The sequence below is a fragment of the Pseudomonas sp. BP11-1-1 genome, assembly GCF_052112105.1.
Lineage (GTDB): Bacteria > Pseudomonadota > Gammaproteobacteria > Pseudomonadales > Pseudomonadaceae > Aquipseudomonas > Aquipseudomonas alvandae.
The window spans coordinates 302328-325235 of the sequence record NZ_JAUTYU010000006.1 but is presented as its reverse complement, the minus strand read 5'-3'; the positions used below and the strand labels follow the sequence as shown (position 1 = coordinate 325235).

Sequence of the window (22908 nt, the reverse complement as noted above, 5' to 3'; positions counted from 1 at the left end):
ATCATTAATCAGGATTCTTTATGGACATGGACAATCTGACACTGCGCTATTTTGACGCCGAAATGCGCTACCTGCGCGAGGCCGGCAAGGAATTCGCCGAGGCGTTCCCGGACCGTGCGGCGCTTCTCAACCTGGACAAGCCGGGGGCGCAGGACCCCTATGTGGAGCGACTGTTCGAGGGCTTTGCGTTCCTGATGGGGCGCCTGCGGGAAAAGCTCGACGATGATCTGCCGGAGCTGACCGAAGGCCTGGTGAGCCTGTTGTGGCCGCATTATTTGCGGACCATTCCGTCGCTGTCGATCATCGAGCTGGTGCCCGATCTTGCCCAGATCAAACGCAGCGAACGGATCGCCCGGGGGTTCGAGATCCTCTCGCAACCCATCGGGCCGCAGCGCACCTGCTGCCGCTATACCACCACGCAAGACGTGACGTTGCAGCCGCTGGCGTTGGCGTCGGTGGCGCGTGACCACGAACCGGATGGTCGCTCGCTGCTGCGCTTGCGCTTTGCCCGCAGCGAATCCGTCCCTTGGACGGAGATCGACCTGCGTCGCCTGCCGTTGTACTTGAATGCCGATGCACCGCTGGCCAGCGCGCTGCACCAAGCCCTGACCTTGAACCGGCAGGCTATGTACGTGCGCGTCGCGGAGCAGCCTGGCCGCACGCCTTTGGATGGTTACTTCGCGGCCAAGGGCTTTGCCGACGAGGATCGGCTGTGGCCCAAGGGCGACAGCGCCTTCAGTGGTTACCAGTTGCTGCTGGAATATTTCACGTTCCGGGAAAAATTCATGTTCGTCACGCTCTGCGGCTTGGATCAACTGGTGATTGAACCCAATGCGCCCTGGTTCGACCTCGAAGTGGTACTGCGTGAACCCTGGCCCCATGCTTTTGACCTGAGCGCCGAACACATCCGCCTGCACGCGGTGCCGGTGATCAATCTGTTTGTGCTGGAGGCCGATCCGCTGGAGCTGGACCCTTTGCAAACCGATTACCTGCTGCGCCCGATGCGCTTGCAGGACGGCCATCTGGAAATCTATTCGGTGGACGAGGTCACCGCCTCAAAGGAAGAACAGCGCCTGGACTACGTGCCGTTCAGCAGCTTTCGCCACAAGGGCGGCATGCTGCGTGACGAAGCGCCGGAACGTTATTTCCATACTCGCCTGAAGCGCGCCGCCAATGGCTTGCACGACACCTGGTTGATCCTCGGTGGCGAAGGCTTCGACGAGGATCGGCTGCTGCGGCCCGATAAACGCCTGTCGCTGCGCCTGACCGGCACCCACGGCCAACTGCCGCGCAAAGCGTTGCAGAGCACGGTGCTCGATACGGCGGTGCAGCTCACCCAGTTCGGCCTGCGGGTGCGCAACCTGTGTGCCCCGACGTTGCCCTGCTATCCGCCAAATCGCGACCGTTTTCATTGGCGCATCCTCAGCCACCTGGGCTCGAATTTCCTGCCGATGCTCGACAGCGCCGAGGTGTTGCGCGGGACGTTGGCGTTGTACGACTGGACGGGCAGCGAGCTGAACCGGCGTCGGCTGGCGGCGATCGTCGAGGTAAGTCATCACCTGGTCCAGCGCTTCGAAAAGGGCTTCCTGCTGCGCGGGGTGGATATCGAAATCACCCTGGACACCAACGGATTCGCGGGGGAGGGCGATATCAGTCTGTTCGGCGAAATGCTCAACCGCTTCTTTGCGCTCTACGCGGACGTCCATCTTTACACCCAGCTCACGCTGGTCCTTCAACCTACTGGAGCGTGCCTGCGATGGAGCGAGAATCACAGCCAGCGTATTCCCGGTTGAACACCGGCGGGTTGCTGAGCACAGTGCAGGAGCGGGTGGCCGAGGCCAGCCTGTACCGTTTTTGCCAGTTGCTGGAACAAGCGCTGCCCGGAAATCCTCTGCTGGGCAGCACCGCGCGTCCGACGGACGACCCGGTGCGTTTTCGGCCCGATCCCGGCATGGGGTTCCCGGCCGGAGAGCTGAAAGCGATCGAACTCGATCCGGAGAATCCGGGGCGTCCAGCGACGGTACGCACTCGTGTGCTGGGGTTGTACGGTGTCGATTCGCCGTTGCCGACGGCGTTTCTCGATGACATCGCCCAACGCCGGGAAGGGCATGAGGCGCTGGAGGCATTCCTCGACATTTTCAATCACCGGATATTTACCCAGTTCTACCGGATCTGGCGCAAGTATTCCTACCCGGCCACGTTCGCAGCAGGCGGCACCGATGCAACGTCGCAATGCCTGCTGGGCCTGATCGGGCTAGGCATTCCCGGAAGCACGCGACGGGTCGCGACGCCGATTTCGCGTTTCCTTGCGTTGCTCAGCGTCATGCGCCTGCCGACCCGTAACGCCGAAGGCATCGAGGCGTTGGTCAAGCTGCTGGCGAGCAAGACCCAGGCGCGAGTCAGCCCGCACTGGCCGCAGAAAATTCCTTTGGCGCATCCGGCCAGCCTTTGCCCGTCCCGTCTGGTGACACTGTCTGAAGGCACGCCGCTGGGCAGTGTCGGGCGGGACGTCAACAGCCAGTTGCACCTGATGCTTTGCACCGATGACGCGAAGGAGGCCAACGGCTGGTTGCCTGGCGGAACGCTGCACAGCGACCTGCTGGTACTGCTGCGGGTGTACCTGGGATGGCGTTGCAGCGCGACGCTGCAATTGACGGTCGCGCTGAGCAGCCTGTCGACCCCGGTCCTGGGCAATCCCCGGATTCGATTGGGCATGACCGGTGTGCTGGGCTTGGGCACAGACACCTGGCGGGCGAAAGAACACGAAACCCTCACGATCAATCTGGGCCGTTATCAAGGCCTTTCGATCCATTCTCGGAACAGGGAAACACAGCATGTCTCGTACCCTTTTTAATCTATCGATACTGGCAGTGATCGTCACCGCACTGGGCGGGTGTGGATTGGCCCAGACCGTCACGCAAGGCACTGCATCCGCCGCCGAGACGATTTTCCATAAGCAAGTGAAGACCCTGCATCTGGACTTCAACGCGCGCCCGGCGCTCAACACCGACGTTGCGGACATGAATGCGCTGTCGTTGCCAACCCTGGTCCGCGTGTACCAATTGCGCGATGGCAAAGCGCTGGACCGGGCGACTTACGAGGGGCTGGTGAGGGGTGACGAGGGGCTGCTCGACGGCGCGTTGCTGGACAAGCGAGCCGTGGTGGTGAAACCCGGAGCAGGGACGCAGTTGAGCGTGCCGATGAATCCACAGGCGCGGGTAGTCGCGCTGGTGGGCCTGTTTCGCAATCCCGATGCTCAACCCGACACCTGGCGCCTGCTGCTGACACGCGATGACTTGGACCCGGATCGGGCACGGCTCATCGAGATGGGAGACAACCAACTGACCTTGCGTCCCTTGGCGAAGGAATAAGCCATGACCGAGCCCAACCCCTCGCTCTACGAAATGTTGCTGCAAAACTTCGACGGAGAACTGGATGTGCATCGCGTCAGCGAGCAGGACCAGCACACGCTGTCGGTCCTGGACAACCTCCAACGCATCCTCAATTGCCGGGCGGGCGCACTCAGTCATTTGCCGGACTACGGACTGCCGGATATGGGCACGGTTCTGCAGGGCTTGCCAGCAACGGCGCATACCTTGATGAAGACCATGACCGACACCTTGCTCAAATACGAACCACGGTTGGCGGAGCTTGCCATCGAGCTGCTGCCCCAGGTGCTGCCGGGGCATCTGGAATGTGCGCTGGACGTGCAGTTGAAAGGCGGGCGGCGGGTGAGTTTCGGGACCACCGTGGGGCCGGAGGGCAAAGTCCTTGTGCGTCACCTGACGCGGCAGAACTACTTTTCGACGCCTGGAATGGATCACCCAAGGGGCGGGCGATGAGCGCGTTGTTCGAGGTGCATGTTCGACTCGGCGGCGATCCGCGCGGTTATGCTGAGTTCGCCGCCCTACGCGGTGAATTGGCGAAGCTGGGCCATAGCGCCTGTCCCGACGTGGATTGGCAGAAAGTGGAGCAGTTGTGCCTCGTGCTACTGCAATTGAACGGGGCAGAACTGCAGACCGTGTGCTTTTATGCGCTGGCGCGGGGGCAGCGTCACGGTTTGGATGGCATGGTCGAAGGTATGAGATTGCTCAAGACTCTCTGTGGCCAATGGTCCAGTCTTTGGCCGGCGTCGGTCCCCGTTCGCCTGGATATGCTCGGGTGGTTGTTTGCCCAACTGCAAACGCTGCTGCGCAGCTGGGCGCTGTCGACCAACAACCTGCGCGCATTGCTTGAGTTGGATAATGCGCTTACCGACCTCAGTGAACGGTTGCCCTGCCAGGCGCCCGTACCGTTGACCACGCTGCAGGCCCTGCGACTGCAGGTCACGCACCTCATCCAGCGCTTGGAACGGAGCGACTTCGGCACCGAAACGGCATTGCTCCCCGTCCGGGTGGCGGAACCGGCACTGATGATGCCGATCGTGCTCGTGCCGCCGCCCGATGCGACAAGCGGCAAACGACGGTTATTGCCGTGGCTGTGCGCAGCGGCGCTTCTGCTTGCCGTCGCCGCTGGGGTTGCCGGGTGGTGGAAGGGCGCGCAGACGGACGTCGCCTGGCCCGATCCGGTGCGCCTGGACAGCCTGTCGCTGTTCGACGCCGGCAGCGCGGAGCTCAAGCCCAGCTCGACCCCTGTCCTGGTCAAGGCCCTGGTCGACATCAAGGCCCAGCCAGGCTGGTTGATCATCATTGCCGGGCATACCGATGCCACAGGTTCATCGGAGCAGAACCTCCGGCTCTCCCATGCCCGGGCGTCTGCGGTACGTGACTGGATGCAGAGCGTGGGCAGCATTCCCGCCGATTGTTTTGCCGTGCAGGGCTTTGCCGCCCATCAACCCATCGCAGGAAACGATACCGAGGCCGGGCGAATTGCCAATCGACGTGTCGACATCAGCCTGGTGCCGCAAGCAGGAGCTTGTGAGCTTCCAGCAAACCGCAGGCCAGAGAGGCTCCTTTGAAATTCCTCCTTAAGAACCGCAAGGATGTGCCGATACAGCGCGGTAGATCCGATTTTGCGGGCACTGCAGTAGTGTCCAAGAAAAGATATTCCAGGCGTTTGCGCGCCTGTGCCCTTTTGATTTTTTCCAGGTTTGACCCTAATCGGACCTCAGGGAATGAACCATGCCAGCCCACTCCAGGACCGAGTTGGAGGATGCCCTTGCCGCGTGCAAAAGCAGCTTTCTTTCCGTTGCCTTCTTCAGTTTTTTCGTCAACCTGCTGATGCTGGTTCCCTCGTTTTACATGCTGCAGGTCTATGACCGGGCGGTCGCCAGCGCCAGCCTGTCGACCTTGTTGATGTTGACGCTGATCATGTTGCTCCTGTTGACCACGATGGGCGGACTGGAGTGGGTTCGGTCGCGGATCATGGTGCGGATCAGCACGCGCCTGGATACGTTGCTGGGCCAGCGCCTGTTCGACGCGAGTTTCAAGCAGGCGCTGACAAGCTGCGGCATGAACGCCACGGCCCAGCCCCTGAGTGATTTGAACGCGTTGCGCCAGTTCCTGACCGGCAACGGCCTCTTTGCGTTTTTCGACACGCCCTGGATTCCGATCTACCTGGCCGTCATGTTCATGTTCCATCCCTGGTACGGCTGGATGGGGCTGTTGAGCGCGGTGCTGTTGGGTACGCTGGCCTACGTCAATGAAAAACTCACCCAGGCACCGCTGCATGCGGCCAACCGCGAGCAGATGGCGGCTACCGCTTTCACCAACAAGAGCTTGCGCAACGCCGAGGTGGTTGAATCCATGGGCATGCTTGCCAGCTTGCGTCAGCGCTGGAGCGAGCAGACCCACACCGTTCTTTCCCTGCAGAGCCTCGCCAGTGACCGCGCCACGACGGTCGCGACCGTCTCCAGGACGTTCCGCCAGGTCGTCCAGTCGCTGGTGCTGGGCTTGGGTGCGTACCTGACGATCAATCACGAGATTTCGTCTGGGCTGATGATCGCCGGCTCCATTCTGCTGGGGCGAGCCCTGGCGCCCATCGATCAATTGATAGGGGTCTGGAAAGGCTTCCTGGGCGCACGATCGCAATATGCAAGGCTGCACCAATTGCTGGCAACGATCGCCGCCGAACCTGAGCGCATGTCCTTGCCGGCACCCGAGGGCGCGATCCGGGTGGAAGGCCTTTCGGTTGGCGCGCCCAACCAGCGCAAACCGATTATCCGTGGCCTGACATTCGAGGTGCCGGCGGGTTCCGTGGTGGGCATCATTGGTCCGAGTGGCGCGGGCAAGTCGACGCTGGCCAGGGCATTGCTCGGCATCTGGCCAAGCCTGGCGGGTACGGTGCGCCTGGACGGTGCGGACATCAGCCAATGGCGGCGGGACGAACTTGGCCCCTACATCGGTTATCTGCCGCAGGACATCGAGTTGTTCGAAGGCACCATCAGCCAGAACATTTCACGCTTCGGTCCGGTGGACGCACCAGCCGTGGTCGCTGCCGCGCGCATGGCCGGGGTGCATGAACTGGTTCTGCAATTGCCCGATGGCTACGACACCTTGATCGGGGCCAATGGCGGTGGCCTGTCCGGCGGCCAGCGCCAACGCATCGGCCTGGCTCGCGCGCTGTACGGCGAACCGCGCCTCGTATTGCTCGATGAGCCGAACTCCAACCTGGACGATGCGGGCGAAAAGATGCTCGCCGAGGCGCTGCAAAAACTCAGGCAGAGCCGCGCCACGGTGTTTGTCATCACTCATCGGTCCGGCGTGCTGGCGCAGGTCGACAAACTGCTGGTCCTCAATCAGGGCGAACTGAGCCTGTTCGGGCCGCGCGACAAGGTCCTGGCGCGACTGCAGGCTGCCACGCCCGCGGCGCACCCGGCCGCCGCCATTGAATCGTAGGAAGCGGATGAGCCATTCGATGCAACAAATCAAGCCATCATCCGCCCCTGTCACCGGGTTTTCCATTGACGACAAACCGATACGGCGCATTGGCTATCTCATGTTGCTGGTGACATTCGGCCTGTTTGGCGGCTGGGCCACCCTGGCGCCGCTTGACAGCGCGGCGCTGGCGCCGGGCGTGGTCACCGTCAAGAGCTACCGCAAGACCGTGCAGCACCTGGAAGGGGGCATCGTGCGCGAGCTGCGCGTGCATGACGGCGACCTGGTGAAGGTCGGTGATGTGCTGCTGGTGCTCGACAACACCCAGGCGCGCTCTGAAATGGAAGCGATGCGCAGCCAGTTGATCGCAGCGCTCGAACTTGAAGCCCGACTGGTGGCCGAGCGTGATGGCTTGTCCGAGCCGCTGCCCGTTGCCGCCCTGGACCTCGCTGATGCTCGGGTGCGCGAGGCGCGCGACAGCGAAGCACGGATCTTCCAGACCCGGCGGACCTCCTTGCTCGGGGAAATCGCGTTGCAGGAGAAGTCCATCGGGCAAATCGAGGAACAGATTCGTGGCTACAGAGCGGTCGTCGCCAGCAAGCAAATGCTCGCGGCTTCCTATCAAGAAGAAATTGTCGATTTACGCGCGTTGTTGTCCGAAGGCTACGTGGACAAGCAGCGTTTGCGCGAGCAGGAGCGCAGCCTGGCCCGGCTGCAGGCCGAAATTGCGGAAAGCCAGTCTGCCAGCGCGCGGGCCAGGGTTCAGGCCGACGAAGCGCAGTTGAAGATCTTGCAGCTGAAAAAGACCTTTGCCAGTGAAGTCGCGGGTTTGCTGGGCGATGCCCGAACCAAGGTCTACGAGCTCCGCGAACGGTTGGCCACCCTGCAGGATCGCGACCAGCGCACCGATATCGTCGCGCCCGAATCCGGAAAGGTCATGGGCTTGACCGTGCATACCCTGGGTGCGGTGGTCAGCCCCGGGACGGCGCTGCTCGACATTGTTCCGGCCAACGAGGAGCTGATCGTCGAGGCCCAGGTTTCACCGATGGACATTGACCGCATTGCGCCGGGCAAGCTGGCTGGCATCCGCTTCAGTGCGTTCAAAAGCAGTACCACGCCGGTCATCGAGGGCCAACTGGTACAGGTGTCTGCCGATCGGCTGATCAACAAGGACACCGCAACCCCGTATTACCTGGCACGCGTGGCCTTGACCGATAAGGGGAGGCAGGCATTGGGCGGTCTTACCCTGGTGCCCGGGATGCCCGTCGAGGTGTTGATCAATACGGGGTCGCGAACGTTGTTGGAATACCTGATGCAGCCTGCCAGCAATGCGTTTGCCCGTTCGTTGATCGAGGATTGATATGAAATCTCTGGTCGCACTGGGGCTGGCCGTCCTGTCGTTTGGCGCCCTGGCGGACAATGGGCAGGCGTCTGCCTATGTCGATCTCTGGCAGTTGCATCAGGAGGCGCAGGGCGCCGATCCGCGTATCCTGCGGGCGGAAGCCCTGACTCGCAGTGGTGAAGGTAACGAGCGTGCGGCCTTCGGTCAATTGTTGCCGCAGCTCAATGCCAGCGGCAGCGTCAACCGCAGCCGGCGCGACGATGAGCTGAGCCGTATCCAGTACAACGGCAAGCGCATGGCGGTGATGCTCAACCAGGTCATCTACGACCCGCAGGTCTGGCGCAGTTATCAGCGCTACGTGGAGCTGGCGCGCCAGAGCGAATTTGAGTCCGATGACACGCGAGTGCAGGCCAGCATTGACCTGTCCGAGCGCTATTTCGCCGTGCTTGCCGCCGAGGACGAATTGGCCCTGGTGCGCAGCGAGCTGGGCGCGACCGAGCGCAATCTCAAGCGCGTCAACGCCCTGTATGCGCGGCAGATGGCAATGGTGACCGACACGCTGGACCTGGAGGCGCGTGTGGATGCGCTCAAGGCTGACGAGATCGAAGCCGTCAACAAGGTCGAGGTCAGCCGCGAAGCCATTTCCGAATTGGTGGGGCGCGAGGTTCGCGAGCCGTTCAAGCGCATCGCCGAGAGTCCGGCGTTCAGTCTGCCGGCCCAAGCGCAGGATTACTGGGTGCAGACTGCGCTGGACAGCAACCCGGCGCTGCACGCTCGCGAACACAGCATTCGCGCCGCCGAAGCCGCCATCGGAGAAGCCAAGGCCGGCCATCTGCCAAAGCTGGGCCTGAACCTGATGGCGCAACGCAGCGACATCGGCTACGAAGGTGCGCTGGCGCCTCGCTCGGACAATCTCGTCGCGTCCCTGGACTTGCAGATGCCGCTCTACAGTGGCGGCACCACCCGCGCCCGGGTGTCGACTTCCGAGAGCGACAAGGAGGCCGCGCAACAAGAACTCGAGGCGTTACGGCGCCAAGTCATCAAGGAGACTCGCACGGCCTACCTGGGCATGACCGCCGAGCTAAGCCGTATCAAGGCGACGCATCGCGCGCTCGAATCGGCCGAGAAGTCGCGACTCGCCACGGAGAAGGCCTTTTCCTATGGCGTCAAGAATGCCGTGGACGTACTGGACAGCATCAAGGAGGAGTTTCGCGCGCGGCGTGATTTCTATCAGTCGCAGTACCGCTTCGTGACCAGCCTGCTTGTCCTGCATCGTTGGAGTGGCAGGTTGGGGGAGGGTGATATACGCAAGGCCAACGACTGGCTGGCTACCCCCGGTTCATCGGATGTGCGGTAGAAAAAATGATGGCCAAGTAATATTATTGGCGCCATTTTTCAGGCAATATTAACGACTTGTAGCGGCCGCATCCGGGAAGGGCCGCAGATCGCTCATAGGAAGCTTGTATGCCCAGTCCCCTTGGTTACTCCTCCGTTTCGTCTGCGAAATTGACCACTAACGTGCAGGTCAACAGCCTGCTATACGGCACTTATTGGACCGGTAGCGCGACCACGGGCACGTCGTTGACGTACAGCTTCCTATCGATGAACTCTTATTTCGCCAGGGATTACAGCGGGGATCAGGAATTCCGGTCCAGTTATTTCCTCACCTCGGCGCAACAGAACAGCATTACTAGCGCGCTCGGCACTTGGAGTTCGGTTTCCAATATCAAGTTTACGAAAGTCAATGACTCAGTCACCAACGCTGGTGACTTGCGGTTTGGCGGCTACATGGACATGCCCGATGGCTTTGCCGCCTGGGGCTATTTCCCTTCCAAGACCCCCAGTGGCGGCGACGTATGGATCGGTCCGGTCACCAACGACCCGAATCCCGTCAAGGGCACGTACGACTACATGACGTTCATGCACGAGATCGGCCACGCGCTGGGTCTCAAGCACCCGTTCTCGCCAAGTGCTACGAACAGCACCGTGTTGTCCTCTCAGTTCGATGACGTCCGTTACACGATCATGAGCTACAACAACAACTATTCGTATGAGCCCACCACACCGATGTTGCTGGACATCGCTGCCATCCAAAGCCTGTATGGCGCGAACAAGCAGTGGCAGGTCGGCAACAACAGCTATAGCTGGGCGGCCGATCAATCGGTTTTCGAGACTATCTGGGACGCCGGCGGTGTTGACACCATCGATGCGAGCAACCAGGCGCAAGCTGTGCGTATCAACCTCAATGAAGGCCAGTTCAGCAAGATCGGCGCGACTTTCCAGAATCTCACTACCCAGACTGACTTCAACGAAGGGCTGGCGATTGCCTACGGTACCAAGATCGAAAACGCGATTGGCTCGGCCAACGACGATACGCTTATCGGCAACGCGTTGGACAACGTACTGAACGGTCGCGCTGGCGCAGACGTCATGATCGGTGGGTCAGGCAACGACACTTATGTCGTCGACAATATCAATGACGTCATCCAAGAAACCAGTGCGCTGAACAGCGGAGTCGACACTGTCCAGGCTTCCAGCAGTTACGTCCTGAGTGCCAATATCGAGACGTTGATCCTGACTGGCTTCGGCAACATCAACGGCACCGGCAACGCACTGAACAACCGCATCACCGGAACGCTTGGCGCCAACGTCCTGGACGGCGGCGCTGGCATCGACACGCTGGTCGGCGGCACCGGCAACGACACCTACGTGGTCGACAACCTCAAGGATGTGATCAGCGAAACCAGCACCCTCGCCAGCGAGATCGATACCGTGCGCGCCTCCTTGACCTGGAGCCTGGGCACCAACCTGGAAAACCTCACGCTCACCGGCAGCGCCAACCTCAACGGCACCGGCAACGCATTGAACAACGTGCTGACCGGCAACGCTGGCAATAACCTGCTCGATGGCCTCGCCGGGCGCGATACCTTGGTCGGTGGCGCCGGTAACGACACGTATACCCTCGACAACGCGGGTGACAGCGTCGTAGAGCTTGCGGACGAAGGCATCGACCTGGTCCGGACAGCGGTCAGCCATACCTTGTCCGCCAACGTCGAGAATGCAGTGTTGCTCGGCGCCGCCGCGCTCAACCTCACCGGCAACGCATCAAATAACAGCCTGATCGGCAACGCCGCGGCCAACGTGCTCAATGGCATGGACGGTGCGGACATCCTCGACGGCGGCGCCGGCATCGACACCCTCATCGGTGGCACCGGCAACGACACCTACGTGGTCGATAACCTCAAGGACGTCATCAGCGAAACCAGCACCTCGGCCTCCGAAATCGACAGCGTTCGTTCCTCGGTGAGCTGGACCCTGGGCGGCAACCTGGAAAACCTCACGCTGACCGGTGTTGCCGCGATCAACGGCAGCGGCAACGCGCTGGACAACGTGCTGATCGGCAATGCCGCCGCCAACGTGCTCAACGGCCTGGGCGGCGCGGATAGCCTGGACGGTGGCGCCGGCAACGACACTTACTACGTCGACAACCTCGGCGACACGGTGATCGAGCGCGGCACGGCGCTGACCGAGATTGACAGTGTCGTTTCGTCCATCAGCTACGCCCTGGGCGCCAATCTGGAAAACCTGACATTGGGCGGCGCCGGCAGCATCAACGCTACCGGCAACGCGCTGAACAACCGCATCACCGGTAACGCGGGCGCCAACGTCCTGGACGGTGGCCTCGGCATCGACACGCTGGTCGGCGGCACCGGCAACGACACCTATGTGGTCGACAACCTCAAGGACGTCGTCAGCGAAACCAGCATCCTGGCCGGTGAAGTCGACAGCGTACGGGCCTCGGTCAACTGGGTGCTGGGCGCCAACCTGGAAAACCTCACGCTCACGGGCAGCGCCAACCTCAACGGCACCGGTAACGCGTTGAACAACGTGCTGACCGGCAACGCTGGCAATAACCTGCTCGATGGCCTCGCCGGGCGCGATACCTTGGTCGGTGGCGCCGGTAACGACACGTATACCCTCGACAACGCGGGTGACAGCGTTGTCGAACTCGCGGACGAAGGCATCGACCTGGTCCGGACAGCGGTCAGCCATACCTTGTCCGCCAACGTCGAGAACGGATTGTTGATCGGCGTCGCCGCGCTCAACCTCACCGGCAACGCATCAAATAACAGCCTGATCGGCAACGCCGCGGCGAACGTGCTCAATGGCATGGACGGTGCGGATACCCTCGACGGCGGCGCCGGTATTGACACCCTCATCGGCGGCACCGGCAACGACACCTACGTGGTCGACAACCTCAAGGACGTCATCAACGAAACCAGCACCTCGGCCTCCGAAATCGACAGCGTTCGTTCCTCGGTGAGCTGGACCCTGGGCAGCAACCTGGAAAACCTCACGCTGACCGGTGTTGCCGCGATCAACGGCAGCGGCAACGCGCTGGACAACGTGCTGATCGGCAATGCCGCCGCCAACGTGCTCAACGGCCTGGGCGGCGCGGATAGCCTGGACGGTGGCGCCGGCAACGACACTTACTACGTCGACAACCTCGGCGACACGGTGATCGAGCGCGGCACGGCGCTGACCGAGATTGACAGTGTCGTTTCGTCCATCAGCTACGCCCTGGGCGCCAATCTGGAAAACCTGACATTGGGCGGCGCCGGCAGCATCAACGCTACCGGTAACGCGCTGAACAACCGCATCACCGGCAACGCTGGCGCCAACATCCTCGACGGTGGCCTCGGCATCGACACGCTGGTCGGCGGCACCGGTAACGACACCTACGTGGTCGACAACCTCAAGGACGTCGTCAGCGAAACCAGCACCCTGGCCGCTGAAGTCGACAGCGTACGTGCCTCGGTCAACTGGGTGCTGGGCGCCAATCTGGAAAACCTCATGCTGACCGGCAGCGCCAACCTCAACGGCACTGGCAACGCGTTGAACAACGTGCTGACCGGCAACGACGGCAACAACCTGCTGGACGGCCTCGCCGGGCGCGATACCTTGGTCGGTGGCGCGGGTAACGACACGTATACCCTCGACAACGCGGGTGACAGCGTCGTAGAGCTTGCGGATGAAGGCATCGACCTGGTCCGGACAGCGGTCAGCCATACCTTGTCCGCCAACGTCGAGAATGCAGTGTTGCTCGGCGCCGCCGCGCTCAACCTCACCGGCAACGCATCAAATAACAGCCTGATCGGCAACGCCGCGGCGAACGTGCTCAATGGCATGGACGGCGCGGATACCCTCGACGGCGGCGCCGGTATCGACACCCTCATCGGTGGCACTGGCAACGACACCTACGTGGTCGACAACCTCAAGGACGTCATCAGCGAAACCAGCACCTCGGCCAGCGAAATCGACAGCGTTCGTTCCTCGGTGAGCTGGACCCTGGGCAGCAACCTGGAAAACCTCACGCTGACCGGCGTTGCCGCGATCAACGGCAGCGGTAACGCGCTGGACAACGTGCTGATTGGCAACGCCGCCGCCAACGTGCTCAACGGTGGCGCAGGCAACGATCGTCTCGATGGCGGCGCTGGCAACGACACCCTGATTGGCGGGGTGGGGACCGACACCCTGACGGGCGGCGTCGGAGCTGATCGTTTCGTTTTCAGTTCGTTGAGTGAGTTGGGCAAGGACGGGGCGGGCGACGTCATCCTCGATTTCAGCCGCCTGCAAGGCGACAAGATCGATCTGTCGAAACTGGATGCCAATGCGCTGACGCCACTGTTCAACAAGTTCAGCTTTGTCGATGCAGGGGATTTCACTGGCGCGGGGCAGTTGCGCTTCGTTGATCATGTGCTCTATGGCAACGTCAACGATGATCTGGGCGCGGACTTCGAAATCCAGTTGGTCGGTGTCAATACCTTCAACGCCAACGATCTGGTCGCCTGAAAACAAGTTCGGGGCTCGGTGAAAACACACCCGGGCCCCGAACATTCCCTTCGGGATTCGGATCAGAACAGTTGGGTGAACAACCAGTAAAGGCTGCCGGACAACAGGATGGCGGCTGGCAGCGTGAGCACCCAGGCCATCAGCAGGTTGCGGATCGTGCGCATCTGCAGGCCACCGCCGTTGGCGACCATCGTGCCGGCCACGCCCGAGGAAAGCACGTGGGTGGTGGACACCGGCAGGCCGAACACGTCGGCAGCGCCAATGGTCAGCATCGCGACCGTCTCAGCCGAGGCGCCTTGGGCGTAGGTGAGGTGCGACTTGCCGATTTTCTCTCCCACCGTCACCACGATGCGTTTCCAGCCGACCATGGTGCCCAGGCCAAGGGCGATGGCCACGGCGATCTTCACCCATAGCGGAATGAACCGCGTCGAATTGTCGATCTGCTGCTTGAACAGTTGCAGCTTGTCCCGGGTGTCGGCATCAAAGTCGCCGACCTTGTTCTTGTCCATCAGGCGAATGGTTTCGCTGGTCAGGTACATGTCGTTGCGCACGTTGCCCACGGCTTCGACGGGCACCTTCGCCAGGGAGCCGTAGCCTTTGACTTCGGCACCGATGCTGCCGGTCATCGCGGCAAGGGCCGGCACCAGTTGTGGCGTGGCCTGCTTGCTGCTGACGTAGGCGGACAGGATAGGGCGCGGGTCGGCCGGCGCCGGCGAGGGCGAGTGCTTGACCAGGGCTTGTTGGGTGACTTGAGCCACCGCGGCGAATTGAAGTGCCTGGTCGGCAGGCATCGTGCGGTTGAGTGCATACGCCATCGGCAGGGTGCCTACCAGGATCAGCATGATCAGGCCCATGCCTTTCTGGCCGTCGTTGGAACCGTGGGCGAACGAAACGCCGGTGCACGTCAGGATCAGCAGGCCGCGAATCCACCAAGGTGGCGGTGTGTTGCCTTCAGGTGCCTTGTACAGCGCGCGATTCTTGACGAAAGCCCGCAGCGCCAGCAACAGCAACGCGGCGCAGCCGAAGCCTACCAACGGCGACAAAAGCAGCGCGTAGCCGATCTTGGTCGCCTGGGCCCAGTCCACCCCGCTGGTGCCATCGCGACCGTGCATCAGCGCATTGGCGACGCCGACGCCGATGATCGAACCAATCAGCGTGTGGGAAGACGAGGCCGGCAGGCCCAGCCACCAGGTGCCGAGGTTCCAGAGGATCGCGGCGATCAGCAACGCGAAGATCATGGCGAAACCGGCGGAGGAACCGACCTGCAGGATCAGCTCCACCGGCAGCAAGGCGATGATGCCGAAAGCCACCGCGCCACTGGACAGCAACACCCCAAGGAAATTGAAGAAACCCGACCAGGCCACCGCGAAATTGGGGGCCATGGAGTTGGTATAGATAACCGTGGCCACGGCGTTGGCGGTGTCGTGGAAACCGTTGACGAACTCAAAGCCCAGCGCGATCAGCAGCGCGACACCCAGCAGCAGGAACGGTGTCCACGTGGTCACCACGGTGCCGAGCTCGTTCATATCGTGCATCAGGCTGTAGGCAGTGAACAAAAGGCCGATGCCCAGCACCGCGAAAAAAATCGCCAGGGTCATCATGCTCGGTTTGCGATCCAGCTGCGGTCTCGAAGGGGAGGCGACCGAGCCCGACAGGTTGGAAGCCAGGGTAGGCGTTGTCATGGTGGGAAACTCGCGAAATAGGAGGCATTCCCGATCCTAGTCGCACTTTGTTACAAAGCGGTGATGATGGTAATTCCGGGATTGTTTCATCGGTGAAACGTTTTTTTGCTGATGATCGCAGCAAGTTCAGTAACGGTTCCGGTGAAGCCTGTCGGACAGACTACGGTTCTGGCGAACAAAGCATGGCGTGATCAATTAGATGTCGATCAAAATCAAAACTGTTGACGTTTATGATTATGCTCATCATCATAGATTTGCCCGACACGCTTCGATGCCGGCCCCGACCCTGCTGCCCGAGGAAAACTTCATGACAATCAACAAACCCGTAGCATTGGTAACAGGCGCTTCGTCCGGTATCGGAGAGGCCATCGCCGTCAAGCTCGTTGCGGCGGGCTACAAGGTCTATGGCACCAGCCGCAGAGGCGTCCAGTCGGATCAACGGCCGTTTGCCATGCTGGCGCTGGACGTGACTGAGGATGCCTCTGTCGAGCACGCTGTGCAGGAGTTGTTGCAGTTGGAGGGCCGTATCGATCTGCTGGTCAACAATGCCGGTTTCGGGCTCGCGCCTGCGGCGGCGGAAGAGAGCTCCATCGAGCAGGCCAAGGCGGTTTTCGATACCAATTTCATGGGCGTTGTCCGGATGACTCGCGCTGTTGTGCCCCACATGCGACGCCAGGGCAGCGGTCGCATCATCAACATCGGTTCGATCCTCGGCGTCGTGGCCGTGCCTTATGTGGCGCTCTACGTCGCGAGCAAACATGCGGTAGATGGCTATTCTCAAGCCCTGGACCACGAACTGCGCACCCATGGCATCCGGGTCACTGTGATCGAACCCGGCTATACCCGGACTTCGTTCGAAAGCAACAGCCTGGAGGCTGACGCCAAGCTGGACCTGTACGAAGATATTCGCGTAAAGGTCACCAAAGTCGTCAACCAGGCGATGGCGACCGCCGAAAGCGCAGATGTTGTGGCTGACGTGGTGCTCAAGGCGGCGCGGGCCGGGCGTCCCAAGCTGCGCTATACCGCTGGCAAGGCGGCGGCGCAGTTGCAATGGATGCGTCGCTTCGCCCCGGCTGGCGTTCTGGATACGGGTATCCGCAAAGCCATGCAGCTTGCGTGAGTCTGCCCCGTCCAGCCGCTTGCCCGTAGTCCCAATCCTTCAATCGAACAGGAAACATGACAATGACTTTCAAGGCGCTGCTCACCACTAAAGCCGACGATGTGATTTCCACCCGCCTGGTCGATTTCAAGGATGAGGACCTGATGGCCGGCGACGTTACCGTGGCGATCGAGTACTCGACGGTGAATTACAAGGACGCCATGGCCCTCAGCGGGCGTTCGCCGGTCATCCGCCAGTTCCCGTTGATTCCGGGCATCGACTTCGCCGGCATCGTCGAAACGTCGAGCCACGCCGGTTTCCAAACTGGTGATCGGGTGCTGGTCAATGGCTGGGGGCTGAGCCAGACCCACCACGGTGGCTTTGCCCAGAAGGCGCGGGTGAGTGGCGACTGGCTGGTGAAAATCCCGGAGGCGTTTTCAACCCAACAAGCCATGGCCATCGGCACCGCCGGCTACACGGCGATGCTCAGCGTCCTGGCGCTGGAACACGGCGGCCTGACACCCGAGCGTGGCGATATCCTGGTGACCGGTGCCAATGGCGGCGCCGGCTCGGTGGCGATCGCGTTGTTGTCCGGCCTGGGTTATCGGGTGATCGCCTCGACCGGACGGCAGGAAGAGGCCGACTACCTGCGCGACTTAGGTGCGGCCGAAATCATCGATCGCCGCACCTTGTCAGAGCCCGGCGCGCCGATTGCGAAGGAGCGTTGGGCGGGTGTCATCGACTCGGTCGGCAGCCATACCTTGGCCAATGCCTTGGCCCAGACCCAGTACCGCGGGGTTGTCGCTGCCTTCGGCCTGGCCCAGGGCGCGGACCTGCCCGGCTCGGTGCTGCCGTTTATCCTGCGCAACGTGACCCTGGCGGGTATCGACTCGGTAAACGCTCCGCAAGCTGCGCGCTTGCAGGCCTGGTCGCGACTGGCCCGGGATCTTGATGTCAACAAGCTTGCCCGCACCACCCAGGTGATTGGCTTGGCCGAGGTTCCGGCAGTGGCTGCCCGGGTGTTGCAAGGGCAGGTTCGCGGGCGCACGGTCGTCGACGTGAACGCATGAACACTCGATAAGGAGGCATTCCATGACGGTGCCAAGGCCCCTGGTCGTCACAGCATGCGGCGTAAGACGTCGCTGCGAGGGTCACGGTCGAAGAACCGGTGCTTGAGGGCGCCGGCGATGTGCACCAGGACCAGGCCGAGCAGGGTATAGGCGAGTACCTTGTGCAGCCACTGGAAGACCACGAACCAATCGTCATTCTTGCCAAGAAGCTCCGGAAGGTTCACGCCAAAAAAGAACACCCCATCGCTCATCGTGTAGGTGCTCGACATCGAATAGCCCATCAACGGCACGATCACCAGCAGGGCATACAGGGTGCGGTGCGCCAGCCTTGATGAAACTCTCTCATACCGCGCCAATGTCTCCGGCGGTTGCGGCAGCCTGGGCGTGCTTATGCGCAGGGCGATCTGGATCAGGACCACCAGGAACACCAACACCCCAAAGGATTTGTGCCACGGGTAGTACAGCTCATATTTGCTCGCCACTTCGTCATTCAGCCCGGTCATGTGCCAGCCGGCCCAGAGGAGGCCTGCGACGAGCAAGGCGCGCACCCAGTGCAAAATACGCAGGGACGTCGGATACCGATCAATTATTGTTTGATTTGCCGGACTCATCGCAGTCTCTCCAAGGATCATCAACGCATCGAAATGCACCTCGAACGGCCCCTGCCAGCTCGCATTGCAGGGCCGTTCGGTCAGTGCGGGTTTTGTTCTCAGCCGGGCAGCAACACGGTGATGACCTTCTCTTCGGTGTAGGCCTGTGCGCCGCTGAACCCACCTTCACGCCCGATGCCGCTGGACTTGACGCCGCCCCAAGGCAGGTTGGCGTCCAGTGGGCTCCAGCAATTGACGCCGACGGCACCGGCCTTCACCGCGGCGGCCACGCGATGGGCTCGCACCAGGTCGGCCGTCCAGACCGTGGCCGCCAGGCCGTAAGTGGAGTCGTTGGCCAGCGCGATGGCCTCTTCTTCGCTGTCGAACGTGATCACCGTGCCGACGGGGCCGAAGATCTCGTCCCGGGCGATCGCCATGTCATTGCGGGCATTGGCGAAAATCGTCGGCTGGACGAACCAGCCCTGGCCAGCATTCGATACGCCGCCCGCCAATAGCGAGGCGCCTTGTTCGATGCCCAGTTGGATGTAGCGGTTGACGCGGTCGAATTGCGCCTTCTTGGCCACCGGGCCCATCTGGACGCCAGGCTGGCGTGGGTCGCCGACCTTGACTGCGCGCGCGGCGTCGGCGAGCGCGGCGGCGAAGCGTTCGGCGATGCCGCGCTGGACCAGGATGCGCGAGCCGGCCGCGCAGATTTGTCCCTGATTGGCGAACAGGCCGAGGGAGCAACCGAAGAGCGCGTCGTCGAAGGAGGCATCGTCGAAGACAATCTGCGGACTCTTGCCGCCCAGCTCCAATGCCACGCGCTTGAACAACACACCGGCGGTGCGCTGGATCTCGCGCCCGGCCTCGGGGCTGCCGGTGAAGCTGATCTTGGCCACGTGCGGGTGCTCGCACAGGGCGCGGCCGACCTCGTCGCCGTAGCCGGTGACGACGTTGATGACACCGTCGGGGAAGCCCGCTTGCTGAGCCAGCGCCGCCAGGTGCAGGGCTGATTGTGGCGTTTCTTCCGACGGCTTGACGACCACCGTGCAGCCCGCCGCCAACAACGCGGCGAGCTTCCAGACGGTGATCATCAGTGGTGAGTTCCAGGGAACGATGGCACCGACCACACCCACCGGTTCCCGCACCGTGTAGGACAGGGTCTTGGTGCCGAAATAGCCACCAGTGGGAATGGTGCGCCCTTCGAGCTGATTCGCCCAGCCGGCGGCGGCACGCAGGTTGGCGATCGCGTTGGGGATGTCCAGCCGGCGTGGTTCGACCGGTGAACGGCCGATGGCGTTGGCGTCCAGGTCGGCCAGCAATTCGGTGTCGCGCTCGACCAGGTCCGCCAGTTTCGACAGCAGCCGACCGCGCTGGGCTCCGTCGAGTTGGCGCCAGGCGCCATGCTCAAGTTGCTGGCGTGCCGCGCTCACGGCGCGGTCCACATCCTCGGCGGTGCCGCGGGCGGTGCTGCCGTAAGTCTGTTCTGTCACCGGATCGACGAGCGCGATGCGACGACCGTCCGAAGCTTCGAAGGTCGTGCCTTCGATGAAGTGATTGAAATGCTGGGTCATTTTTGCGATCCGTAATGAGGTGAGATGGACACTCAAGCCTTCAAGGAGGCCAGGGCATCGCCAAAAATGTCCAAGGCCTTGAAGAACAGCGAACGAGGGATCGTCAGCGAGGGCATGACCCGCATCACGTTGCTGTAGCGACCGCAGGGAATCATCAGCACGCCGTGGTTCAGCAAGTAGCCCATGATCTGGCCGATCTTCGCCGGCGCCAGTGGCGCCTTGGTGATTGGGTCCTCCACCAGCTCGATTCCGATCATCAGGCCGCGACCGCGCACTTCGCCGATGAGGGGGCTGTCGAAGCCACGGATGCGCTCCTGGGCTTCGAGCCCGAGGGTGTGAGCACGGTTGAGCAGATCGAGTTCTGGATCCTGGAGAATGCTGATGTTGGTCAGGGCCACAGCGGCGGACAGCGAGTTGGCGGCAAAGGTGTTGGGCACCGATCCATCGGGAATCGCGGCCGCCAGGTCCGAGCGCATGATCAGGCCGGCCATGGGCAGGTCGCTGCCGATGCCTTTGCCGAAGGTGAGCATGTCGGGCTTCACGCCTGAGTGCTCGACCGCCCACATCTTGCCGGTGCGCCCGGCGCCGGACTGCACTTCGTCGACGATCAGCAACGCACCGCTGCGGTCGCAGGCCTGGCGCAACAACTGCAGGAACTCCGGTGAGGGAGGCACGTAGCCGCCTTCGCCCTGTACCGGTTCCACGATCACGGCGGCTACATCATCGGCGGCGGTGTAGGGCGTGTTGAGCAGGTAGTCCACGTATTCGCCGGCAATCTGCTCGGCGCTTTTGTGCGTGGTGTCGAACGGGAAACGATAGGCATAAGGGTAGGGCGCATGAATGACGCCACCCATCTGGGCACCGTAGCCCTTGCGGTAGGCCGTGCCCGTGGTCAGCGCGCCCGATGCGTTCCAGACGCCGTGGTAGCCGCCATGGAAAGCGATGATCTGATGGCGTCCGGTGATGCGCTTGGCGAACTTGATCGCGGCTTCCAGGGCATCGCTGCCGCTTTGCGTGAAGAAGGTGATGCAGTCGCCGCGCAGTCCGTCGGGCGCGATCTCGGCGATCTTGGCGGCCAGTTCGGTGCGCCGGGTGCTGTTGACTTCCAGGGCGTGCATCAACACTTCGGACTGTTCACGGATGGCCTGCACGACCTTCGGGTGGCAGCGGCCTACGCTGCTGACGCCCACGCCAGCGGACAGATCGATGTAGGTGTTGCCATCCGGGTCCTTGAAGGTTGCGCCAAAGGCACGGTCCATGGCGACGGGCATGCGTGCGCCGCCGCGCGCCATCGACTCGGTACGCGCCGACAATGCCAGGGCCTCGGTGGTCTTGGGGCCGGGGATGGTGGAAATGATCCGCGGGGCGTCCGCGAAATGGAGGGATTCAAGTTTGGCTTCACTCATGACGGTCTCTCAGGATGTCGATTTTCAGTGTCTCGATCATCCCCGCCGCCTGTTCGCAGCCGTTAGCCCGAATCGGCACATTGCCAGCGTCGTTGGAGCACTAAAGTGAGCGGTGTACTTTTCAAGCCGCGTCGCCATTGACGCCTGATCCCTGTGGCGAGGGAGCTGCTCCCGCTCGGTGGCGCAGCCGCCGCAAAAGTGAGCGATGCCGTGTGTTGACGGCGTCGTTTGGGACTGCTCCGCAGCCCAGCGGGAGCAAGCTTCCTCGCCACAGGGATTGGTTGCGACAGGAACCTGTTGGTAGCAGTCTTCGTGCATTCACAGAGAAGGCTGTAGCGATCAAACAAAATTTGCGGAATTCTCTTATTGTGAGAATATCGGCAAGGAAGGCGCTCAAACAACAAGAACATTGGCCGAGGCGTTCGTCATCATGAAGCATCTCAACATCAGCCGGTTCCATGACATTCATGTCCATGCCGCGACCGTCCAGGAATGGAGCCAGGACTACAACCAGTTGACCGCCGGCTCGGCCGAGAGCTCGCTCATCCAGTTGACGACGGCGCGTTGCCATGTTTTTCGCGAGCAGATCAACCAGCGCGTCGTGCAGCACGGCGTGGCCCCACGGGGCAAGATGTGTTTTGCCGTGCCCATCACCGTCCCGGGTTCGGTCCGGATGCAGGGAAGGGAAGTGGACGACAGCAGCCTGTTCTTTCTCCACGGTGGCGAGGAGTTCATGTTCCATATGCCGATGGGCATGGAGCTGCTGGCCATTACGTTCGAGCGCGAGCTGTTCGAACAAGCGTTGGCGCAAACCGAATCGGCCAAGGACATCGGCCAGTTGCTGCGGCAACCGGTGATCAGGGTGTCGACCCAGCGCTACGCAGGTGCTCGCCGTCGAATGCTGGCGGCATTTTCCCAGGCGCTGTTGAGCGAAGAAGATGACGTTGCCCAGGACCGGGAATTGCAGCTGGAACAGACCATGCTCGGCGAGTTGCTGCAACTGATGACCGACCCCGCTTGCGACAAACAGCAGCGCACGCCAAGTTCCACACGCAGTTACATCGTCGAAAAGTGCCATCGCTTGGCGACCGCGCAGCTGAACAACGTGCCCAGCGTCGATGAGTTGTGCCAGCGTCTCCAGGTAAGCCGGCGCACCGTGCAGAACAGCTTTCGCGCGGTCGCCGAGACGACGCCGATCAATTACCTGCGCTCCGTCAGGCTCAATGGCGTACGCCGGACGCTGATGTCGACCCGGGCGTCCCATCTATCGATCGGCGATGTCGCCGCCCAGTGGGGCTTCTTTCACCTGAGTCATTTTGCGGCCGAGTACCAGGCCCTGTTCGCAGAGTTGCCATCCCATACCGCCCGCGCCGCCATTGCCGATTACGCGCGTGCCGATTTGGGTTAGTGAGGCATCGAGGGAGAGGCATAGGATCGAATCCGGCGTGCGACACCCACGATAATGCGATCCCGCCGT

At 62.1% G+C, this 22908-nt stretch carries 16 protein-coding genes; 12 read left to right on the top strand and 4 right to left on the bottom strand.

The window, feature by feature from the left end; translation table 11 throughout:
- Window positions 1-20: 20 nt before the first annotated feature.
- From tssF to Q7C33_RS15635, 9 genes are all read left to right on the top strand, one after another.
- Window positions 21-1793 carry a type VI secretion system baseplate subunit TssF gene (gene tssF / locus Q7C33_RS15675; RefSeq protein WP_407683736.1) on the top strand — a complete coding sequence of 591 codons (1773 nt, stop codon included), beginning with the start codon at window positions 21-23 and terminating at the stop codon, window positions 1791-1793.
- Window positions 1757-2854, top strand: a complete 1098-nt coding sequence (gene tssG / locus Q7C33_RS15670; protein WP_407683735.1) for a type VI secretion system baseplate subunit TssG — start codon at window positions 1757-1759, stop codon at window positions 2852-2854. The genes tssF and tssG overlap by 37 nt, the downstream gene beginning before the upstream one ends.
- Window positions 2835-3371 (top strand): type VI secretion system lipoprotein TssJ, encoded by a 537-nt coding sequence (gene tssJ, locus Q7C33_RS15665; RefSeq protein ID WP_407683734.1) that lies wholly within the window; start codon window positions 2835-2837, stop codon window positions 3369-3371. Before tssG ends, tssJ begins: the two co-directional genes overlap by 20 nt.
- A 3-nt stretch (window positions 3372-3374) precedes the next feature.
- Window positions 3375-3842: a type VI secretion system baseplate subunit TssE gene (gene tssE / locus Q7C33_RS15660; protein ID WP_407683733.1), complete on the top strand. Its 468-nt coding sequence runs from the start codon at window positions 3375-3377 to the stop codon at window positions 3840-3842.
- Entirely contained in the window at window positions 3839-4957 is a 1119-nt protein-coding gene (locus tag Q7C33_RS15655) for an OmpA family protein (RefSeq protein WP_407683732.1), read from the top strand. The genes tssE and Q7C33_RS15655 overlap by 4 nt, the downstream gene beginning before the upstream one ends.
- 163 nt (window positions 4958-5120) lie before the next feature.
- Window positions 5121-6836 (top strand): type I secretion system permease/ATPase, encoded by a 1716-nt coding sequence (locus Q7C33_RS15650; protein ID WP_407683731.1) that lies wholly within the window; start codon window positions 5121-5123, stop codon window positions 6834-6836.
- 19 nt (window positions 6837-6855) lie between these two features.
- Window positions 6856-8175 carry an HlyD family type I secretion periplasmic adaptor subunit gene (locus tag Q7C33_RS15645; RefSeq protein WP_407683730.1) on the top strand — a complete coding sequence of 440 codons (1320 nt, stop codon included), beginning with the start codon at window positions 6856-6858 and terminating at the stop codon, window positions 8173-8175.
- 1 nt (window position 8176) lies between these two features.
- A complete protein-coding gene (locus tag Q7C33_RS15640) occupies window positions 8177-9514 on the top strand; it encodes a TolC family protein (protein ID WP_407683729.1) in 1338 nt (445 codons plus the stop codon).
- 107 nt (window positions 9515-9621) lie between these two features.
- Window positions 9622-14010, top strand: coding sequence for a M10 family metallopeptidase C-terminal domain-containing protein (locus Q7C33_RS15635; protein WP_407683728.1), 4389 nt, complete (start codon window positions 9622-9624; stop codon window positions 14008-14010).
- A 62-nt stretch (window positions 14011-14072) separates the two neighbouring features.
- Here the strand turns inward: Q7C33_RS15635 and Q7C33_RS15630 are convergent, their stop codons facing one another.
- Entirely contained in the window at window positions 14073-15692 is a 1620-nt protein-coding gene (locus tag Q7C33_RS15630; protein ID WP_407683727.1) for an inorganic phosphate transporter, read from the bottom strand.
- A 307-nt stretch (window positions 15693-15999) separates the two neighbouring features.
- Between Q7C33_RS15630 and Q7C33_RS15625 the strand changes: the two genes are divergently transcribed.
- Both Q7C33_RS15625 and acuI read left to right on the top strand, forming a co-directional pair.
- Window positions 16000-16812 carry an oxidoreductase gene (locus Q7C33_RS15625; RefSeq protein WP_407683726.1) on the top strand — a complete coding sequence of 271 codons (813 nt, stop codon included), beginning with the start codon at window positions 16000-16002 and terminating at the stop codon, window positions 16810-16812.
- A 62-nt stretch (window positions 16813-16874) separates the two neighbouring features.
- On the top strand, window positions 16875-17861 hold the full coding sequence (gene acuI / locus Q7C33_RS15620) for an acrylyl-CoA reductase (NADPH) (protein WP_198797293.1): 987 nt from the start codon (window positions 16875-16877) through the stop codon (window positions 17859-17861).
- Window positions 17862-17908: 47 nt separating this feature from the next.
- On the opposite strand, the gene Q7C33_RS15615 is transcribed toward acuI, so the two are convergent.
- The 3 genes from Q7C33_RS15615 to Q7C33_RS15605 all read right to left on the bottom strand — a co-directional run bounded on the left by Q7C33_RS15615 (window position 17909) and on the right by Q7C33_RS15605 (window position 21431).
- The gene (locus Q7C33_RS15615) at window positions 17909-18472 is read right to left on the bottom strand and encodes a cytochrome b (RefSeq protein ID WP_217861905.1); all 564 of its coding nucleotides are present in this window, start codon (window positions 18470-18472) and stop codon (window positions 17909-17911) included.
- Window positions 18473-18570: 98 nt separating this feature from the next.
- On the bottom strand, window positions 18571-20025 hold the full coding sequence (locus tag Q7C33_RS15610) for an aldehyde dehydrogenase family protein (RefSeq protein WP_217861906.1): 1455 nt from the start codon (window positions 20023-20025) through the stop codon (window positions 18571-18573).
- A gap of 32 nt (window positions 20026-20057) precedes the next feature.
- On the bottom strand, window positions 20058-21431 hold the full coding sequence (locus tag Q7C33_RS15605; RefSeq protein ID WP_030138695.1) for an aspartate aminotransferase family protein: 1374 nt from the start codon (window positions 21429-21431) through the stop codon (window positions 20058-20060).
- 430 nt (window positions 21432-21861) lie between these two features.
- On the opposite strand from Q7C33_RS15605, the gene Q7C33_RS15600 reads away from it, so the two are divergent.
- The gene (locus Q7C33_RS15600; RefSeq protein WP_030138696.1) at window positions 21862-22839 is read left to right on the top strand and encodes a helix-turn-helix domain-containing protein; all 978 of its coding nucleotides are present in this window, start codon (window positions 21862-21864) and stop codon (window positions 22837-22839) included.
- The last annotated feature ends 69 nt before the right edge of the window (window positions 22840-22908 follow it).

Bases quoted from the DNA above. Each gene is read 5' to 3' on its own strand.
- Q7C33_RS15615 (WP_217861905.1), bottom strand. From the start codon at position 18,472: ATGAGTCCGGCAAATCAAACAATAATTGATCGGTATCCGACGTCCCTG.
- Q7C33_RS15650 (WP_407683731.1), top strand. From the start codon at position 5,121: ATGCCAGCCCACTCCAGGACCGAGTTGGAGGATGCCCTTGCCGCGTGC.
- Q7C33_RS15625 (WP_407683726.1), top strand. From the start codon at position 16,000: ATGACAATCAACAAACCCGTAGCATTGGTAACAGGCGCTTCGTCCGGT.
- Q7C33_RS15645 (WP_407683730.1), top strand. From the start codon at position 6,856: ATGCAACAAATCAAGCCATCATCCGCCCCTGTCACCGGGTTTTCCATT.
- tssG (WP_407683735.1), top strand. From the start codon at position 1,757: ATGGAGCGAGAATCACAGCCAGCGTATTCCCGGTTGAACACCGGCGGG.
- acuI (WP_198797293.1), top strand. From the start codon at position 16,875: ATGACTTTCAAGGCGCTGCTCACCACTAAAGCCGACGATGTGATTTCC.
- Q7C33_RS15635 (WP_407683728.1), top strand. From the start codon at position 9,622: ATGCCCAGTCCCCTTGGTTACTCCTCCGTTTCGTCTGCGAAATTGACC.
- Q7C33_RS15610 (WP_217861906.1), bottom strand. From the start codon at position 20,025: ATGACCCAGCATTTCAATCACTTCATCGAAGGCACGACCTTCGAAGCT.
- tssE (WP_407683733.1), top strand. From the start codon at position 3,375: ATGACCGAGCCCAACCCCTCGCTCTACGAAATGTTGCTGCAAAACTTC.
- Q7C33_RS15600 (WP_030138696.1), top strand. From the start codon at position 21,862: ATGAAGCATCTCAACATCAGCCGGTTCCATGACATTCATGTCCATGCC.
- tssF (WP_407683736.1), top strand. From the start codon at position 21: ATGGACATGGACAATCTGACACTGCGCTATTTTGACGCCGAAATGCGC.
- Q7C33_RS15630 (WP_407683727.1), bottom strand. From the start codon at position 15,692: ATGACAACGCCTACCCTGGCTTCCAACCTGTCGGGCTCGGTCGCCTCC.
- tssJ (WP_407683734.1), top strand. From the start codon at position 2,835: ATGTCTCGTACCCTTTTTAATCTATCGATACTGGCAGTGATCGTCACC.
- Q7C33_RS15605 (WP_030138695.1), bottom strand. From the start codon at position 21,431: ATGAGTGAAGCCAAACTTGAATCCCTCCATTTCGCGGACGCCCCGCGG.
- Q7C33_RS15655 (WP_407683732.1), top strand. From the start codon at position 3,839: ATGAGCGCGTTGTTCGAGGTGCATGTTCGACTCGGCGGCGATCCGCGC.
- Q7C33_RS15640 (WP_407683729.1), top strand. From the start codon at position 8,177: ATGAAATCTCTGGTCGCACTGGGGCTGGCCGTCCTGTCGTTTGGCGCC.